Raw genomic sequence first — 18,796 nt, forward strand, 5'->3', positions numbered from 1 at the left:
GGTCAGCTGACGAGCAGGTGGCTCGGGCCACGGTCGACGGGCAGGTCCAGGGCCGGCTCGGCTCGTAGGATGGCCTGCTCCAGACCCCGCAGCCGCCGGGACGGCTCCAACCCGAACCGCTCGGCGAGCGTGCTGCGGAACTGCCGCAGGGCAGCCAGCGCCTCGGTGATCCGGCCGCTGCGGTACAACGCGAGCGCGAGCTGAGCGCGGAGGTTCTCGTGGGTCGGATAGCGGCGCACCAGGACCCGCAGCTCACTGAGCAGTTCCCGGTGCCGTCCGACACGCAGATCGGCCTCCACGCGCTCCTCGTGTACGGCGAGACGGACTTCGTGCAGCCCTTCCAACCGGGCCCGTACGATCGAGCCCACCTGAACGTCGACCAGGGCTGGTCCGCGCCACATGTCCAGCGCCGACCGCAACAGCCGGGCCGCTTCTGGGTACCGGCCGGCGGCGAAGGCCTCGCTGCCGGTGGCCGCGATCCGGTGAAAGTCCTCCAGATCGAGCTCACCGGGCTCCACGCGCAGGGCGTACCCGCGCTCCCGGGTGCTGATCCGGTCGCCACCCTTGGCGGACCGCAGGACTTTCCGGAGGTTCATGACGTACGTCTGTAATGTCGAGTGTGCACTCATGGGCGGCTGCTCACCCCACAACTCGTCCACACAGTCGTCGACGGTGACGACGGTGTCGGCGTGCAGGAGCAGCAGGGCCAACAGTTGCCGCTGCTTCGGAGCGCTGGGCAGTTGCCCCGGCTCCATTCCCAACGGACCCAGCACCGTGAACCGCATGATGTCCCTTCGTCGCTCGGTAACGCCAACGAACGAAACTATGCCGGTGAACGCTTTCGATCTCCTTACCGGCCAATCACCCGCAACACCGTTGACCTGCGACGATCAGGCGAGAACAGGGAAAGCGCGATGGCCTGGAATTCCTATGAAGTCGGTAGGTTGAGTAGGCTGGCGAACCCGCGAGCCGATTCATGCGACCGACAGGTGGGCGCCGCGCGGCGCACACCGTCACCACGAGCGGGGTCGGGCCACGGTGGTCGTCGACGATCGTCGGCACGGGAACGTCGCGGAGAGCCGGTCGCGATGCCCGCTGCGCGGTCAGAGGCCGATCGTCGTTCAGGCCCGATCCGGGCCGAGGAAGCACGACAGCAGTTGCCTGAACTCGTGCGGGTGCTCGATCGCCGGCACGTGCCCGCATCGGCCGAACACGTGCAGACGGACATCGGCCAGGTGTGCGAGCAGGGGCTGGGCTGCCGTCCCGAGCGGGGTGACCCGATGCCTACGGTCCGCTGCCTGCACCTAGGTGGGACATCGTCGGCAGGGGCGCCCGCTCCGGCGGCACGACCGTCGGCGGTTCTCCATTATGTCCGCTTCGCGAGTGCACAGGGTGCGCGGCCGATACGCTCGTTGCGAGCAGAGACAGCGAACTGGGCGTGACGACGGGGATGGCTATGCGTAGGTCATTCGAATTGACCGTGGCACTGGGAGCGGCGTGTCTCGTGGGACTTCCCACGCCCGCCCAGGCCGACAGCACCGGCGACATCACTGCCACCGTCGTCGTCGCCGGCGGTGAACTCTCCATCATCGTGCCGGCGAGCGCCGATCTTGGCCAGGGCTCACCCGACGAGGGCATCAGCGGTCAACTCGGCACGGTCACCGTCATCGACGATCGCGCGCAACTCGCGGCGACCTGGGTGGCGACCGTGACCGCAAGTGACTTCACCACAGGCGGCGCGACGCCGGAAGAGACGATCCCGGCCAGCATGATCGACTACTGGTCTGGGCCGGCCACCCAGAACGACGGAGCGGGCGTTCTGGTGCCGGGCCAGCCCACCGCGGCCGAGGCGGTGTCACTCGCCGCACCGTCGACCGCGTTCAGCAGGACCACCGGCGACGGCCTGAACAGTGCCAGCTGGAACCCCACTCTGACCGTTGAGTTGACGCCATCCACGGTTGTTGGCGTCTACACCGGAACGGTCACCCACTCGGTCGCCTGATCGGCACCGTACGCCAGCCGCAGGCCCGGCAGCCGCACCTCGGCGACCGCCGGGACCCGAGGCTCGCTCAATCCAGGGTGACTGCGCCGGCCATCCGGTCGGTGCTCTCGGTCGGGCGGGACGCCGGGTAAGCGTGCGCGGGTGCGGCCCGGCGCCGACGGTTGCGGCGGAGCAGGACGAAGACGCCCAGGCCGATGATGAGCAGCGCCGCCGCCGCACCTGCCGACCAGAGCCAGGAGATGCCGGCATCCTCGACGGCCGGGGCGACGACGCCCGCCGGAAGCAGATCGGAGTGCGTCGCGCACACGAGTGGCTTCGTTCCGCCCTTGGCGGTGGCACAGGCGACCGTGGCGAGTCGCAGCAGATCCTTTGGCGTGTCACCGACCCGGGCCACAGTGGTGAAGGTGGATTCCTGACCCACCTTGAGATCGGTGGCCCAGGTGACCGCGCCGTCCCGGGCTTTGCCTCCGCGGTCGGCGGAGACGAGGGTCAACCCGGTCGGCAGACTCTGCGAGACCTTGATGCCGGACACCTTGCCGGTGCCGAGATTGCGGACAGTGAGCCGGTATGTCAGCTCGTCGCCGGCGGCGGCCTCGGTCCGGCCATCGTCCACGGTGATGCTGAGCAGTGGGCCGGCCGGCGAGGCCGACGCGGACGGCTTCGGCGTCGGGGCCGCCGCCTGCGCCGGGGCTACCGCAGGCCCGGCCAGCACCCATACCGCCAGTGCGGTCGCCAGTAAGGGAAACCTTCGCATGATGCTCCTCGGGCTGTCACTCGGTAATCGCCACGTATTCCAACGTCGTGGAGTACTCGTCAGCTACGACTGCGGGAATGCTGACCTCGTAGTCGTTGCCGATCGCGTCCCCGCCGGGCGCCGACGGCCCGGACTGGCGGTGCACCACCACCGGCGTCACAGCGGATAGCTCCCGGAAGATGCTGGTACCGCTCTCCCGCACCCGCAGGTTCTCGATCGGGATCGTGTACGGATTCTCGGGATTCGCCCCGACCAGTTCGGGCGCCAGCCCGCGCACCGTCACGGCGTATCCGGTGGGGCTGTTGGTGGTGACGGTCATCGTGACCACTTCTGGCTGGCCGACCACCTGCTGGGGCCGACCGGTCAGGGTGAACCCGGCCGGCAGGCCGGACAGCGTGATCGACTGCGCGGCCACGACGACCGTTGCGGTGCATGCTGCGCCGCCCCCACCCGCCGGGCAGGTGTTACCGAGGGTGGTGGAGGCCACGGTGTTGACCAGGTTCCCGTCGCCGGACACCGGCTGGTTGACGGTGACGCTGTAGGTGATCGCGGCGGTCGCGCCGACCGGCAGGTCACCGGTCCAGGTGAGCACCGGGGCGGTGTAGGACAGCACACCCGTGGTGGCGACGGCGTCGTCGACGTACACGGCGTCGTCGAGGACGTCGACGAGTGAGTCGGTGAATGTCGCGCCGCTGTAGGGCGTCTGCCCGGTGTTGGTGACGAGCACCGTGTACCGCACGGTCCCGCCAGCGACGACAGTGCCGGTGTCGGCGGTCTTGGTGATGCTCAGTTCAGGGATCCGGACCGCGACCGTGGCGGTGCAGGCCGGCGATCCCGGACAGTCGGCGCCCGCGGTGCTGGAGCTGACGGTGTTCACCAGGCTCCGGTCGCCGGTGTCCGGGAAGTTCACAGTGACCGAATAGGTGATCACCGCGACCGCCGCGACGGGGAGGTCGCCGGTCCAGGTCAGCACCGGCGCCGCGTACGAGACCACCCCGGAACTCGCGGTGGCGTCCGTGTTGTAGACGGCGTCGTCGAGCACTGCGGTGAGCGAATCCGCGAGGGTCGCGCCGGTGTACGGCGACTGTCCGGTGTTGGTGACCGTGATCGTGTACGTGACGGTGCCACCGGCGGTGACGGTTGCGGTGTCCGCCGTCTTGGTGATGCTCAGCCCGGGGATGAGGATGGCGACGCGGACGCTGCACCGCGGGTCGATGCTGCCCACCGCGCAGTTGTTGGCCTGCGCGTCGGAGGTGACCCTGTTGGCCAGGACGCGTCCGGTCGTCTGGGCGTCGCTGGTCGTCACGCTGTAGGTGATCGTCACAGCGGTGCCGATCGGCAGGTCACCACGCCAGGTCAGCACCGGCGTCGCGTACGAGACCACCCCGGAACTGGCGGTGGCGTCGGCGTTGTAGACCGCGTCACCGAGCAGGCCGGCGAGCGAGTCGGTGATCGTCGTGTCGACGTAGTCGGTCTCGCCGGTGTTCGTGGCGGTGATGGTGTAGGTGACGGTGCCGCCTGGCGTGCTTGTCGGATTGTCGGCGGTCTTCTCGATGACCAGGCCGGGCAGCAGCACCGCGACGCTCACGGTGCACGCGGGTCCGGGTGCCGCCGTCGGGCAGTTGCTGCCGGGCGCGTCGGTGGTGATGGTGCTGGCGATGGTCCGGTTGCCGGTGTCCGGGTCGTTCACCGTCACCGTGCCGGTGATGACGATGACGCCACCGACCGGGATGTCGCCGACCCAGGTCACGTTGGCACCCGCCACGGTCAGGATGCCGGAGCTGGCGACCTGGTCGCCGTTCGGCCGGGCGTCGTCAAAGACGTTCGCGGCGTTGGTCACGACCCGGATGCCCACGTACGGGGTCGGGCCGGTGTTGGTGAAGGTGGCGGTGAAGCGGACGACGCCGCCCGGCGTGGTGGTGGCCACGTCGGCGACGTTGGTGATGCTGAGCGCGGGGATGAGCACCGTGACGGTGACCGTGCAGGCGAGGTCGGTCCCCCCGACCGGGCAGTTGCTGCCCGAGGTGGTGGAGGTGACGGCGTTGGTCATGCTTCGGTCGCCGTCGGAGGGGTTGTGCGCCGCGACCGAGTAGCTGATGACTGCGGTGCCGCCGATGGCGAGGTCACCGGTCCAGGTCAGGGTCGGCGCAGCGTAGGACACCACGCCGGCCGTGGCGACCGCGTCGTTGTTGAAGGTGGCATCGTCGAGCACCGCGGCGAGGCTGTCACTGAGGGTAGCCCCGGTGTACGCGGTCTGGCCGATGTTGGTGACGGTGATGGTGTACCCCACCGTGCCACCCGGGGTGGTGGTGCCGACGTTGGCGTTCTTGTTGATGCTCAGGGCCGGCAGCAGCACCTGGACGGTCGCGGTGCAGGCCGGGTCGGTGCCGCCCGGCGGGCAGTTGCTGCCGGCGGCGGTCGAACTCACCGTGTTGACGAGGACCCGTCCGCCGGTCTGGGGATCGTCGGCGGTGACCGTGTAGGTGATGGTCACCGACCCGTCGACCGCCAGGTCACCGGTCCAGGTGAGGAACGGCGCACTGTAGGAGACGACGCCCGCGCTGGCGACCACGTCACCGTTGTAGGTGGCGTCGTCGAGCAGGCCGGCAAGGCTGTCGGTGACGGTGACCCCGGTGTACGGGGTCTCGCCGGCGTTGGTGACGGTGATCGTGTAACCGACGGTGCCGCCGGGGACGGTGCTGGCCCGGTCCGCCGTCTTGAGCACGGTCAACGCCGGGATGAGGATCGTGACGGTCGCCGTGCACGTCGGGTCGGTACCGCCCGACGGGCAGTTGTTGCCGGGGGCGGTGGAGCTGACCACCGAGGTCATGATTCGGTTGCCAGGGTCGGGGTCGCGCACCGTGAACGAACGGGTGATGGTGAGCACCGCGCCGGGCGGCAGGTCACCGGTCCACCGGATGGACGGCGTGCCCGGCACCAGTACCACGGTGCCGGTCGAGGCCGCGGCGTCGCCGTTGTACGTGGCGTCGTCGACCGAGCCGGCGAAGTTGGTCGTGATCTCGATCGCGGTCAGCGGGGTCGTACCGGTGTTGGTGGCCGTGGTGGTGAACACGACCGTGCCGCCCGGCACCGAGGTGGGGGCGTTCGCCGTGTTGACGATGCGGAGCACCGAGACCGTCACGGTGGCCGTACAGGCCGGGTTGGTGCTGCTGACGGCGCAGCTGCTACCGACGGCTGCGGAACTGACCCGGCTGGTCAGCAGGCGGTCGCCGCCGTCCGGGGCGGCGACGGACACGGAGTAGGTGACCGTGGCCGTCGCCCCCGGGGCGAGGGTGCCGGACCAGAGCAGGTTCGGGCTGGTGAAGGTGACAGTCCCGACGGTCGCGGCGGCGTCGCCGTTGTAGGTCGCGTCGTCCAGCAGCCCGGCCAGCGTGTTGGTCACCGTGACGCCCGTCTGCGCGGTCTGTCCGGTGTTGACGATGGAGATCGTGTAGCCCACCTGCGCGCCTGGCGTCGTGCTTGCCGTACCGGCGGTGATGGTGATGCCCAGGCCGGGCGTGAGCACGGGCACCAACTTCGAGCAGTCCGGGTTGGAGCTGGCCGGTGGGCAGGTGCTGCCAGCCTCCGTCGAGGAGACGGCGTTCACCATCGTCTTGTCGCCCGAGTCGGGGCTGAGGACCGTCATCGTGTACGTGATGACCGCGCTCTGCCCCGCCGGGAGGTCGCCAGTCCAGGTCAGCGTGGGCGCCGCGTACGACACGCTGCCCACGGTGGTGGTGGCGTCGTTGCCGAAGGTCGCATCGTCGAGCGCGCCGGTCATGTCGTCGGTGACCACGGCGCCCAGGTACGGGGCGGTGCCGGTGTTGCTGACGGTGATGGTGTAGCCGACCGTGCTACCGGGTGTGGTCACCGGTGTGTTGGCGACCTTGACGATGCTGAGCGCCGGCACCAGCACGTCGACCCGGACGGTGCAGCGCGAATCGGTGCCGCCGACCGGGCAGTTGTTGCCCTGGATCGTCGAGCTGGCCGTACTTGTGATGACGTTGTCGCCGGGATCGGGGTTACGCACCCGGAAGCTGCTGGCGATGGTGACCACGCCGCCCACCGGCAGGTCACCGGTCCAGCTGAGACCGCCCGGGCCGACCACGAGGGTGCCGGAGGAGACCTGGTCGCCGATCGGCACGGCGTCGTCGAGCAGGCCGGCGCCGCCCAGGTTGACGACCTGGCCGAAGTAGGCGGTACCGCCGTCGTTGGTGATGGTGGTGGTGAGGACGACCGTGCCGCCGGGCAGCACGGTGGCCCTGTCAGCGGTGTTCAGGATGCTCACCTGTGACACGGTGACCTGGGCGGTGCACCGTGGGTCGGTGCTGCCGGCGGAACAGTTGTTGTTCTCGGCGCTGGAGACCACCGTGTCGACCATCCGGTTGTCACCGCTGACCGGCTGCACAGTCACGGTGTAGGTGATGGTCACCGACCCGGCCGCCGGCACGTCGCCGGTCCAGGTGAGCACCGGTGCGCTGTAGCTGATGGCGCCCACGCCACCGGCCGAGGCGTCGTTGTTGTAGACGGCGTTGCCGAGCACGTCGGCCAGCGAGTCGTCGAAGGTCGCGTCGAGGTAGGGGGTCAGGCCGGAGTTCGACACCACCACCGTGTACGTGACGACCGAGCCGACGACGGCCGAGGCCACGTCTGCGGTCTTGGTGAACGCCAACTGGGTCTCGTCGACGACCGCGACAGTGACGGTGCACCGGGGGTCGACACCGCCCGCCGGGCAGTTGGCTCCGGCCGCGGCGGAACTGGCGACGTTGACCAGCGCATCGTCACCAACCACGGGATTGTCGACGGTGACGGTGTAGGTGACCGTGACCGTGGCACCGACTGCCAGGTTGCCGGACCAGGTGAGCACCGGTTCGGCGTAGGAGACCGCACCGGCTGTGGCGGTGGCGTCCGCGTTGTAGGCCGCGTCGTCGAGGACGCCAGCCAGGTCGTCGGCGACGCTGGTCCCGGTGTAGTCGATCTGTCCGGAGTTCGTGATGGTCAGCGTGTAGGTGAGCGTGTTGCCCGGCAGTGTCGTTGCGGCGCTCGCCGCCTTGGCGATGGTCAACGCCGGGGTGAGGACGAGCACGGTCGAGATGCACGCGGGTGGCTGGACCGTCGGGGTGCAGGAACTGCCCACGGCGGTGGACTGGAGGGTGTTGAGCATGATCTTGTTGCCCGGGTCGGGTGAGCGCACCACCACCGAGTAGGTGACCGTGACGGCTGCGCCGACCGCCAGGTCACCGCTCCAGGTGAGGGTGGTGCCGGCGAACGCGACGGTCCCCGCGCTGGCGACCGCGTCGCCGCTGTACGTCGCGTCGTCCAGCACGGTGGCCAGCGGGTTCGCCACGCTGATCGCGGTGTACGGCGCGGTACCGGAGTTGGTGATCGTGACGGTGTAACCGACGGTCTGTCCCGGCGCGGCGGTCACCGTGTCGGCGACGACATCCAGCGCGAGGCCCGGCACCAGCACGGCCACGCTGAAGACGCAGCGCGGATCCGTACTCGCGGGTGGGCAGTTGTTGCCCGCAGCCGAGGAGAGGGCGCGGCCGGTGATCTGGCGGTCGCCGGTGTCCGGGTCGAGCACTGTCGCGGTGCCGGTAAGCGTGATGGTCTGCCCCACCGCGATGTCGCCGGTCCAGACCGCACCGCCACCGCCGGCGGTCAGCGTCCCCGAGGAGGCGGTCTGGTCACCTGTCGGCAGGACATCGTCGATGAATCCTCCGAAGTCGAGGTTCACCCTGGTGTTCACATAGGGGACCTTGCCGGTGTTGGTGAAGGTGGCGCCGACCCGGATCACCTGACCAGGCTGGACAGTGGCCGGCTCGGCGGTCAGTGCGATCACCAGCCGGGCCACCGGCACGCTGACCGTGCAACGGGCGTCGCTGCCGCCGACTGTGGGACAGTTGCTGCCCACCGCCGCCGAGCTGACCCGGTTGGTGAGGATCAGATCACCGGCCACCGGGTTGTTGACCGTCACCGAATAGGTGATCGTCACCGAGGCTCCGAGGGCCAGAGCTCCGGTCCAGGTCAGATCGGGGCTGACGTAGCTGACCGCGCCGGCCGAGGCCACCGCGTCGTTGTTGTAGCCCGCGTCGTCGAGCACGCCGGCCAGGGCGTCGGTGACGGTCACCGTCGGGTACGCGGTCTCCCCGGTGTTGGCGATGGTGACGGTGTAGCCGACGGTCGCGCCCGGCGCGGTGGTCGGCGCGCCGGGCACCTTGGTGATGGTCAGGGCCGGCACCCGCACCAGCACGGTGGCGACGCATCGCGGGTCGCTGCTGCCTGTCGCGCAGTTGTTGCCCGGGGTGCTGGAGACCACCCGGTTGACAAGCGACTGATCGCCCGTGTCGGGGTCGAGGATCGTCATCGAGTACGTGATGGTGGCGACGGCGCCGAGGCCCAACGCGCCCACCCAGTTCACGTTGGGGGCGGTGTAACTGACCGTTCCGGACGTGGCCGTCGCGTCACCGTTGTAGGTGGCGTCGTTGAGCGGGTTGGCCAGCGAGTCGACGAAGGCCGCCGCCGCGTACGCCGTCTCGCCGGTGTTCGTCACGGTGATGGTGTAGGTCACCACGCCGCCCGGGGTGGTGGAGGCGGTGTTCGCGGTCTTGACGATGGTCAGACCGGGCAGCAGCACGGTGACCGTCGCCGTGCAGGACGCGGCGGGCGTACCGGGCGGGCAGTTGGTGCCGACCGCCGTCGAGCTGAGGGTCGAGGTCAGCACCCGGGAGCCGGCGTCGGGGACCTGGACGGTCACCGAGAACCGGACGGTGACTGTCGCACCCACCGCGAGCGCGCCGGTCCAGGTCAGCACCGATCCGGTGACACCGACGGTTCCGCTGTCGGCCGTGGCGTCACCGTTGTAGACGGCGTCGTCGAGCACGTCGGCAAGTGAATTGGTGACGCTTGTCGTCAGCGGGTAGGCCGTCTCCCCGGTGTTCGCGATGGCGATCGTGTAGCCGATGGTGTCGCCGGGTGTGGCGGTGGCCGCGCTCGGAATGTTGGTGAGCGTCAGTCCGGGCAACAGGACGGGGACCGTGGCCGAGCAGCGGGCGTCGACGCTGCCGGTGGCACAGTTGGCGCCCGGCGTCGCCGAGACCAGCTTGTTGGCCATCGACCGGTCGCCGGTCGCGGGATTGTTGACGGTCACCGAGTACGTGATCGTGGCGGACGCGCCGACGGCGAGGTCACCGGTCCACGAGAGGGTCGGGCTGGTGTAGCTGACCGCACCGGAGGTGGCGGCGGCGTTGCCGCCGTACACCGCGTCGTCGAGCACTCCGGCCAGTGAGTCGGTGAAGCTGGCCCCCAGGTAGGCGGCCTGGCCGGTGTTGGTCACGACGATCTGGTAAGCCACCACCGAACCCGGCGTCGTGCTCGGCACGCTCGCCGTCTTGAGCAGTGTCAGCCCGGGGATGAGGATGGTCACTGACGCGGTACACCGCGAGTCGATGCTGCCGGGGGCGCAGTTGTTGCCGACCGCCGAGGACGAGACCACGCTTGTCAGGACCGGATCGCCGGTGGTCGCCGCGCTGACCGTCACGCTGAACGTCACGGTCACGGTGGCACCGACCGCGAGGTCGCCGCTCCAGGTCAGGTTCGGGCTGGTGTACGAGAGCAGACCCGCGGTGGTGGTCGCGTCACCGTTGTAGGTCGCCCGATCGAGCAGCCCGGCCAGCGACGTGGTGACGCTGATGCCGGTGTACGCGGTCTGCCCGGTGTTGGTGATGGTCACGGTGTAGCCGACGGTGGACGAGGGAGTCGTGTTCGCGGTGCTCGCGGTGTTGGTGAGGACCAGGCCCGGTACCAGCACGGTGACCGTCGCCGTGCAGCGGGTGTCATTGGCGCCGGTCGGGCAGTTGCTGCCCAGGCTGCCGGAGCTGACGGTGTTGGTCATGAGCTTGTCGCCGGGGTCCGGCACACGCACGGTCACCGTGTAGGTGATGGTGGCGCTGGCGCCGACGGCCAGGATGCCGGTCCAGGTCAGGTTCGGGGAGCTGAAGGAGACGGCACCGGTCGTCGCCGCCGCGTCTCCGCTGTACACCGCGTCGTCGAGCACCGCGCCCAGCGCGTCGGTGTAGGTCGCGGCCGGGTAGGCGGCCTGGCCGGTGTTGGTGACCGTGACGGTGTACCGGACCACGTCACCGGGCGTCGCGGTGCTCACGTTCGCCGCCTTGACGATGGTGAGGGCAGACACCGGAACGCTTGTCGTGCACCGGGCGTCGAGGCTGCCGGCCGTGCAGTTGGTGCCGAGCGTCGGCGAGGTGACCGTGTTGGTCAACACCAGGTCACCGGTTGGCGGGCTGGCCACGGTGACCGAGTAGGTGATGGTCACGGCCGCGCCGGCGGCCAGGTTCCCGGTCCAGCTCAGGGTCGGGTTGACGTACGAGACGGTGCCCGAGGTGGCGGTCGCGTCGGCGTTGTAGACCGCGTCGTCGAGCACCCCACCGAGTGGATCGGTGATCGTGACGCCGTTGAGGGCCACCGAGGCGGTGTTGGTCACGCTGATCGTGTAACTCACCGTTCCGCCGGCCGCCACGGTGGACACGTTCGAGGTCTTGACCACGACCAGCGGCCCGGTGGTGATCACCAAGGTGACCGGTTGGATCGCCTGTTGACCGGCGGCGTCGACCACCCGCACCGTGAAGTTGGAGCTGCCGGCGGCGGTCGGGGTGCCGGAGAGCAGGCCCGTGCTCGCGTTCAGGCTGAGTCCCGGCGGCAGGCTGCCCGCACTCACCGACCAGACGAACGGTGCGGTACCGCCGTTGACGGTGAGCTGGGTGCTGTACGGGACACCCACCTGGCCGGGCGGAGGCGGCGGGAAGGTAAGCGTCGGTGACGCGGTGATGCCGAGGGAGACCGTCCGGGTGGCGGCCTGGCCGAAGGAGTCGACCACCCGGACGGTGAAGGAGTAGTTGCCGCCCAGGGTGGGGGTGCCGGAGAGCAGGCCGGTGCTCGGGTTCACTGTCACACCCGGCGGGAGACTGCCCGCGCTCACCGACCACGCGAACGGGCCGGTGCCCCCGTTCACGGTGAGTTGGTTGCTGTAGGCGATGCCGACCTGCCCCTGCGGCGGTGGCGGGAAGGTCAGCGTGGGCAGCGGCGCGACGACGATGCTCAGCGCCTGAGTGGCCGCCTGGCTGCTGGCGTCGACCACCCGGACGGTGAAGGAGAAGGTCCCGGCCGTGGTGGGGGTGCCGGAAAGCAGACCGGTGCTCGCGTTGATGGTCACCCCGGGCGGCAGGCTGCCCGCACTGATCGACCAGGCGAACGGCGCCGTCCCGCCGTTCACGGTGAGCTGGTTGCTGTAAGGGACGCTGACCTCGCCGGCGGGCGGCGCGGGGTTGGTGAGGCTGGGCGACTGGTTCGGGATGACCGGCGCGGACTGCGCCGAGGGCGGTCCGGCGCCGCCCGCGTTGCGGGCCGTCACCGTGAACGTGTACGCGGTGCCCGGGGTCAGCCCGGTCACCGTCTGGGTGGTCGCCGCGCTGGCGAAGGTCTGTGGGGTCTGCGCCACCCCGCCGATGTACGGGGTGATCACGTAGGAGGTGATCGGGCTGCTGTTGGCATTGGGGGCGGTCCAGGTCAGCGTGGCCGACGAGTCACCGGCGCTGGCTGCCGTGATGGTCGGGGCCCCGGGCACCGCGTAGGGCACCACCGCGTTGGACGCCGGACTCGTCGCGCTGGTACCGATCGAGTTGACCGCCGCGACGGTGAACGTGTAGCTCGCGCCGACCGTCAGCCCGGAGATCAGCCGGCTGGTGGTGGACGCGTCGTAGGTGATCGGGGTCTGCGCCACCCCGTTGCGGACAGGGGTGACGATGTAGCTGGTGATCGGGCTGCCGTTGCTCGCCGGAGCCGTCCAGTTCACCGTGGCGTTGGCCAGGCCGGCGGTCGCGGTCGGCGCGGTCGGGGTGGCCGGCACGTCGGTGTAGACGTACGTGGCCGCGGCGGCGACACCCCTGGTGACAACTGTGACGTTCACCGTGGCGGCGCTGCTGCGCGCGGGCATGGACGAGATGCGCAACGTCCCGTCGTCGTTCACCGTGAAGCAGCCGGGCGCCGGGCCGGACGGGCAGGGCAGCAGGCTGACAGGTGTACCAGCCTGTTGCTGGGCCGTGGTGCCGATCTCGATGGCGGTCGCCCCGGCGATGTTCGTCCCGCCGACAGTCACCGCGACGCCTCCGGCGATCGTGCTCGTCGCGGGCGAGACGGTGATCCCGCTCGGCGTCGTCGGCGGCGTGCCCACGACCGTGGTGGTGGAGATACCGGGATTGGCGTCGATGGACGAGGCGGTGACAGTGGACTGGGTCTGGATGATCGCGGGCGTGACGTTCGACCCGGTGACGATGCCGACCACCGAGATCGGTGGCAGCGACGTTCCGTTGGCGAACGGGCCGTTGCTGTTGGTGCAGGTGATGGTCTGCCCGGACGGGGCCGCGCAGACCCAACCGCTGCCGAAGGCACCGACGGGCACGACACCGGTCGGCGTGGTCGCGGTCATCGAGACCGGTGCCGTCTCGTTGGCACCGACGCTGACCGAGGGAACGACCGTGTAGTTGACCGGATCGCCGGGCTGCGGGTTCGGACCGGTGTAACTGGTCTGGGTGACGTCCAGGTCGGGCACCGGGTTGAAGGTCACCACTCTGGCGTTGTCGACCTCGTGGGTGTCCACCACGGACCCCGTGGACGCCACCCAGCCGAAGGCGAGCTGGCGCGGGATACCGTTGCTGTTCAGCATGGTCGGCGAGGTGTAGAGGCCGGCTGGGACCACTGGCAGCGGGCCTTCCAGGACCCGCGAGACGCTCGCGCCGATTGGCCTGAACACCACCATGTACCGCCCGGACGGCACCACCAGACCGGAGGCGGTGGTGAACGACGAGGTGGTCGGGTTGATCACCACCTCGACCGGTACGACCGAGGCCGCGCGAGTGGCCGCGCGGAGCGGGACCGGCGGCGACGTGGCGTTGGTGGCGGTGCTGTTCAGGCCGCAGTAGCCGACCGTGCCCCGGCCCGGTCCCCGGACCACCACCTGACCGGGAATCCTGGCGACGGTGATGAAGGATGGGTCCGTGCAGCCGCTGCCCTCGAAGTTGGTGGTGCTGTAGTTGCCGTAGACGTCGAAGCCGATGCCCAGATACCCGTTGGCCAGACCGGCCAGGTTCCTGGTGCCGCTGTAGCCGAGACCTCCGCCGGACTGGCCAATGGCTGAGGGCGCAGTCGGGCTGGCGGGATCGACCGCTGCGAGGACCAGCGTCATACCGTCGGCGCCGAAGGTTCCGCTGCCGTACTGGTAGAGGTTGAAGGTCATGTCCAGACCGGACACGGTGGGCACACTTGTCGCGCCGAAGAGTCCGCCGGTCTTGTTGGTGGTCGCGTCGGTGAGGCGCAGCTTGCCACTACCGGGCGGGTCAGTCGCCGTCGGGCAGCTGCGCGGCGCCCCGATGCCGGTGTTGCCGGAGGCGGTCAGGCAGACCACGTTCGTGCCGGCGGCCCCGGCGGGCAGGGCGGGCACGACGACGCTGCCCAGGCCGTCCGGGGTGTTGTTGTGAAAGGGCTGGTCGAACAGGACGGTGCCGGCGGCCTCGGCGACGACCGGGTTGAGCACGACGACCAGAGTGGCCAGCAGGGTGCCCACGACGCCGAAAGCGGTTCGGCGTCGGACCTCTCGTCGACCGAACAGGCGCGAGGACCGGGTGCGGGCGTTCAAGGGGCCAGGTCCGTGTTGTCGACGATTGCGAGCGTCAACGCGGTGTGTACACCGTTCGTCGCGGCGACGCTCCGACCGCGCCTCGCCGTAAAGCCATTCATCATCGCCACGCGCATGCGCCAACCCCCCATAAGACGCAATAAGGTTATGGCATCTGATACAACGGGTTTGTGCTTAATCGGCATAAAGAGGACAAATTGCCGCCCGGGCCGGGTCTCAGTGGTTTCGTGAATCGTGAGAGACACTCGGCGGATGGCGGTCGGCGGGCCGGTCAGGACGGTCTGCGGGACAACACGTCGACTACCGGTTCGAGCGGTCAGGAACCGACGCCGGCAGCGCCTGGCACGCTCCGTCACCAGCCACCATGGACGGCTGCGGTGTCGCCACAGTGAAACCGCCCCGGCGACGCCGGAGCATCCGACCGAGCAGGAGCAGAACTACGAGGCCCCCCACCGTCGGGCCGATGACGTGCAGCGGGAGGATGACCACTGTCGTCTGCGCGCTTCCCACCCGGCCGTCCGGGTTCGACACCGCGACCGTCACCCGGCACACGCAGACCAGGGGTGGAGCGTCCCACTGGGCGCTTACCTGTCGGCTGCCGTCCCGCAGCAGGGTGAATTCGGGGAATGCCACGTCCTCCCCCGCCACCCGGGCCCGCAACCGGTCCGCCGCGACGAAGTCGCGATGGAGGGTGCCGACGTTGCGTACCGTCGCGGTGAGCGCCAGCGGACCGCCCAGCGCGAAACCAGGCGCATCGACCTCGGCGACCTGCACCGACTCGATCGCGTCGCCTGGCACCGTGACGTACACCGGGGCTCCGACGCTGCGGCGGACGGTCATCCCGGGCGCATCAGCCGGCGGTGGCGCCGAGAAGATCACCGCGACCTGATGCTCGCCGGGCTCGGCGTTCGGCGGCACCGCGATCCGGAGACCCACAAGTGTGGTCGCACCGGGGGCGAGCCGAAAACGCTTCGGGTCCACCGTGACCCAGTCGATCGCCGTGTGTGCCGCGTCCGAGCGGAACGTCAACTCTCCGGCGGAGTCCACCGCGAAGCTCGCCGTCCGCATCGACACGTCGATCGCCGAACGACCCCGGTTGGTCACTGTGAACTGCTGCGGCCGCCCGTTCTCGTCGGCGGGTACGACCATCCGGCTGGGGCTGACAGTCAGCGAGAAGTCCGACTGGTCCGGCGGAGCGGTGTTCATCGGCGCGATCGGCATCAATGCCAAGAGCACCGGCAGTACGGCACCTGAAATGTGAGGCAAAATCGAGACCTGTTCAGGGTGAATTAAGGTGAAAGATGGGTTCTTATCCTAACTGGGGCTCGCCACCCTGATACCACGATTGGTCTCACGAGATGCCTGTAACTGGATGCAGGCGTTGCTGTCACCCGGTCCGGAGCGACACAGTGGGCCTTCGCTCGAATCGCCGCTGCCGGGCGCCGGAGGCCGGGCGCTGCGGGTCACCGCAACATCGGGTGACCCGCAGCGGGTCGGGCTACTTGAGCCAGGCCGCGTTGCGGACCAGCGGGGTGGCCGACCACGCCTTACCGAAACCGAACGTGTTCCCGGCGTTGAGCAGGGCCAGGACGATCAGGATGGCCGCGTAGACGAGGTGGTCGTCCATGAACGGGTTGCTCGACGGCGGCAGGACCGCTGCCCACATCATGACGACCAGGATCGCGCCGCCGATCGCGGCGAGCCGCATCCCGATGCCGAGGATCAGCGCCGTGCCGATGGCCAGCAGCGCACCCATGAACAGCACGTTGGTGACGGTGTCACCGGCGATGGCGGTGAAGAAGCCACTGAACGGGCCCTCGTGTCGAAGGCTGGATCCCCAGATCGACCCCACCCGACCTGGCTGGGGCTGAACAGCCGGGCGCAGCCACAGTGCCTACGGACCCGCCGACTCTGCCCCATGCTGATCTGCCTGAGCAGTGCCGCAGCGATTAGTGACCAAGGTCGCGGCCGAGGAAGCACGACAACAGTTGCCTGAACTCGTGCGGGTGTTCGATCGCCGGCACGTGCCCACATCTGCCGAACACGTGCAGACGGACATCGGCCAGGCGTTCGAGCAAGGGCTGGGCTGCCGTCCCGAGCGGGGTGACCCGATCCTCGGCGCCGTGCACGAGCAGCACGGGTACGCGCACCGCTGCAAGCGTCCGCGCCGAGAGGGTGAGGTCGTCGACCCATCGCGTCCTGGGTGGAGGGAACAGCGACGCGAACGCGGCCTCCCCCGCTCGCATCGCAGCCGCACGGGCATCGACTGCCGCATCGGTCACGAGCGCCTGGTCGAGGACGAGGCGACTCAGCATGTCCCGTGCTCCGAGCGGGCCGGCGGGGGCGGCCCAGACCGCGTCGAGATCGGCGGACAGCGGCGCACCGGGGGCACCCATCGTCGAGACCGCCACGACGCGTGTGACCTGCTGGGGGCGCGCGGCCGCCAGCGCCAGCGCCACGGCGCCGCCCATGGAGTGACCCACCACGGCGTAGCGCTCAATACCGAGAGCGTCCATCAGGGCGGCGGCCTGCTCCGTCCACAGCCGGAGCCCACCCCTGGAGCCCGCCGGGACAGGTGTACGCCCGAACCCCGCCTGATCCGGCGCCACCACGTGCCAGGACGTGCCCAACGCCTGTGCCGTCGCCGCCCAGGCGCCGGACCCGGTCGTGCCGGGTCCGGAGCCGTGCAGCATCAGCACCCCGGAGCCGGTGCCGCTCTCCAGGACGTAGACGGGTGAGCCGTCGACAGTGACTGTCCGAGGTGCCGTCACCGGGGCAGGCCAGGTGCGCTCATGCCGACGCGGAGTCGACCGACTTCGAGAAGAGCTCCATCATCGCCCTGCCGAACTGCGGCATGTCGGGCCACCCCCGGCAGGAGACGAGGTTGCCGTCCACGACGTCGGGAGCGTCGATCACAGTCGCGCCCGCGTTCTCCATGTCACCGGTGATCGGCGGGAAGCACGCCGTCTTTCGACCCTTCAGCAGCCCGTACACCGCTGGCACCTGCGCGCCGTGGCACACGAGCGCGATGGGAAGGTTGCGCGCGAAGAAGTGCTCGGTGATGCGCCTGACGTCGGCGTCGACCCGGATCCACTCGGGGGCACGTCCCCCGGGGATGATGAGGGCGTCATAGCGTTCGACGTCGACGTCGGCCCAGGGCACGTCGACAGGCAGTTTCCGGCCGTTCTTCTCCACGTAGGCGTCGGAGTTGGGGTCGAACTCGTGGATGACAAGCTGCACGTCACGCGTCGTGCGCGACGAGACGTCGACGTCCCAGCCGCCCTCCTGCACTCGATAGTAGGGATACATCGTGTCGAGTTCCTCGGCGGCGTCGCCGGTCAGGAGCAGCGCTCTGGGCACCTGCTTCTCCTCGCATGTGGGGACGGGTGGTGGATCCAATCCGATCCGATCGATTGAGTTAGCATTCCCCGGCCCAGCCCACCCGTCAAGCCTCTACCGCCACTCCGTCCGCGTCCTTGACCTCGTCGAACAATCGTCGGAAGCGCTCGCCGGACCGCAGGATGTGCCGACGCATCGCGTAGGCGGCGGCGTCGGGGTCACGCGCGGCGATCGCGGCCACCACCTCCTCGTGCTCGGCCATGGCCAGGTGCGTGACCTGGGTGTCGTGGTGCAGCCGGAAGAGATGCACGTGGCTGTGCAGGCGAGCGAGCGCCTCGCGGATGACCTGGTTCTCCGCGCTCAGGGCGACGAGATCGTGAAAGGCGGCGTCGCGTAGCCCGAAGGCGCCGTAGGCCGAGGGCCCGTCGCCCTCCTCCAGCTCCGCCATCTCCTCAAGCATTCGCCGCAGGCCGGCCACCTGTTCCGAGGATGCGCGTTCGGCGGATCTGCGCGCCGCTGCAGGCTCGAGGAGCAGGCGGACCTCGAGCATGTCCTCGAATCGGTGACGGGTGATCTGGGGCGGAATGCGGTACCCGGCATGGGGCACACGCACGACCAGGCCCTCGGCCTCCATCCGGTTCAGGGCGTCTCGGATCGGTGTCTGAGAGACCCCCAGCTCGCGCGCCAGGACGTCGATCGTGACGCGGGAGCCAGGCTCGATCCGTAGCGACATCAGCTGTCCGAGCAGCGTGTCGTACACCTCGTCGGCAAGCCGGCCGCCAGCTCTTCCCGGCGGCGTTCCGCCCGGCCCGGCCCTACGGCCCCGCGCGATCATCGCTTCGTCGTCCATCGTGACGTGAGGACCTTTCTTGCGCCTTCGGGAACCTGTTGACATCAGTCACAACGCTGCGGGATGCTGACGCCCCCACTGGATCGTATAGGAAAAGCGTCGAAGGCTCGGCATCAGGCTTTCCTCGCGGCGCCGCCCACCATC

Annotated in this window: 10 protein-coding genes; 1 reads left to right on the forward strand and 9 read right to left on the reverse strand. The window is 69.5% G+C overall.

Annotated features, from left to right (window positions below; genetic code table 11):
- Nucleotides 1-2: 2 nt before the first annotated feature.
- Nucleotides 3-785 carry an AfsR/SARP family transcriptional regulator gene (locus OOJ91_RS08485; RefSeq protein WP_266244085.1) on the reverse strand — a complete coding sequence of 261 codons (783 nt, stop codon included), beginning with the start codon at nucleotides 783-785 and terminating at the stop codon, nucleotides 3-5.
- A gap of 336 nt (nucleotides 786-1,121) precedes the next feature.
- Complete coding sequence (locus OOJ91_RS08490; RefSeq protein ID WP_266244086.1) at nucleotides 1,122-1,304, reverse strand: hypothetical protein; 183 nt, start codon at nucleotides 1,302-1,304, stop codon at nucleotides 1,122-1,124.
- Between the two features lie 200 nt (nucleotides 1,305-1,504).
- On the opposite strand from OOJ91_RS08490, the gene OOJ91_RS08495 reads away from it, so the two are divergent.
- Entirely contained in the window at nucleotides 1,505-2,002 is a 498-nt protein-coding gene (locus OOJ91_RS08495; protein WP_266244087.1) for a hypothetical protein, read from the forward strand.
- Nucleotides 2,003-2,069: 67 nt separating this feature from the next.
- Here the strand turns inward: OOJ91_RS08495 and OOJ91_RS08500 are convergent, their stop codons facing one another.
- The 7 genes from OOJ91_RS08500 to OOJ91_RS08530 form a co-directional block, all read right to left on the reverse strand.
- Nucleotides 2,070-2,756 (reverse strand): hypothetical protein, encoded by a 687-nt coding sequence (locus OOJ91_RS08500; protein WP_266244088.1) that lies wholly within the window; start codon nucleotides 2,754-2,756, stop codon nucleotides 2,070-2,072.
- Between the two features lie 16 nt (nucleotides 2,757-2,772).
- On the reverse strand, nucleotides 2,773-14,391 hold the full coding sequence (locus OOJ91_RS08505) for a putative Ig domain-containing protein (protein ID WP_266244089.1): 11,619 nt from the start codon (nucleotides 14,389-14,391) through the stop codon (nucleotides 2,773-2,775).
- 372 nt (nucleotides 14,392-14,763) lie between these two features.
- Nucleotides 14,764-15,669 (reverse strand): hypothetical protein, encoded by a 906-nt coding sequence (locus OOJ91_RS08510; protein ID WP_266244090.1) that lies wholly within the window; start codon nucleotides 15,667-15,669, stop codon nucleotides 14,764-14,766.
- A 292-nt stretch (nucleotides 15,670-15,961) separates the two neighbouring features.
- Nucleotides 15,962-16,315: a hypothetical protein gene (locus tag OOJ91_RS08515; protein ID WP_266244091.1), complete on the reverse strand. Its 354-nt coding sequence runs from the start codon at nucleotides 16,313-16,315 to the stop codon at nucleotides 15,962-15,964.
- Nucleotides 16,316-16,412: 97 nt separating this feature from the next.
- Nucleotides 16,413-17,234, reverse strand: a complete 822-nt coding sequence (locus OOJ91_RS08520; protein WP_266244092.1) for an alpha/beta fold hydrolase — start codon at nucleotides 17,232-17,234, stop codon at nucleotides 16,413-16,415.
- 19 nt (nucleotides 17,235-17,253) lie between these two features.
- The gene (locus OOJ91_RS08525) at nucleotides 17,254-17,823 is read right to left on the reverse strand and encodes a DJ-1/PfpI family protein (protein WP_266244093.1); all 570 of its coding nucleotides are present in this window, start codon (nucleotides 17,821-17,823) and stop codon (nucleotides 17,254-17,256) included.
- An 85-nt stretch (nucleotides 17,824-17,908) separates the two neighbouring features.
- Entirely contained in the window at nucleotides 17,909-18,652 is a 744-nt protein-coding gene (locus tag OOJ91_RS08530; protein ID WP_266244094.1) for a GntR family transcriptional regulator, read from the reverse strand.
- Nucleotides 18,653-18,796: the final 144 nt, after the last annotated feature.

The sequence above is a fragment of the Micromonospora lupini genome, from assembly GCF_026342015.1.
In the GTDB taxonomy this organism is placed as follows: domain Bacteria; phylum Actinomycetota; class Actinomycetes; order Mycobacteriales; family Micromonosporaceae; genus Micromonospora; species Micromonospora lupini_B.

Coding starts and splice junctions, on each gene's coding strand:
- OOJ91_RS08485 (WP_266244085.1), bottom strand. CDS start 785: ATGCGGTTCACGGTGCTGGGTCCGTTGGGAATGGAGCCGGGGCAACTG.
- OOJ91_RS08500 (WP_266244088.1), bottom strand. CDS start 2,756: ATGCGAAGGTTTCCCTTACTGGCGACCGCACTGGCGGTATGGGTGCTG.
- OOJ91_RS08510 (WP_266244090.1), bottom strand. CDS start 15,669: ATGAACACCGCTCCGCCGGACCAGTCGGACTTCTCGCTGACTGTCAGC.
- OOJ91_RS08530 (WP_266244094.1), bottom strand. CDS start 18,652: ATGGACGACGAAGCGATGATCGCGCGGGGCCGTAGGGCCGGGCCGGGC.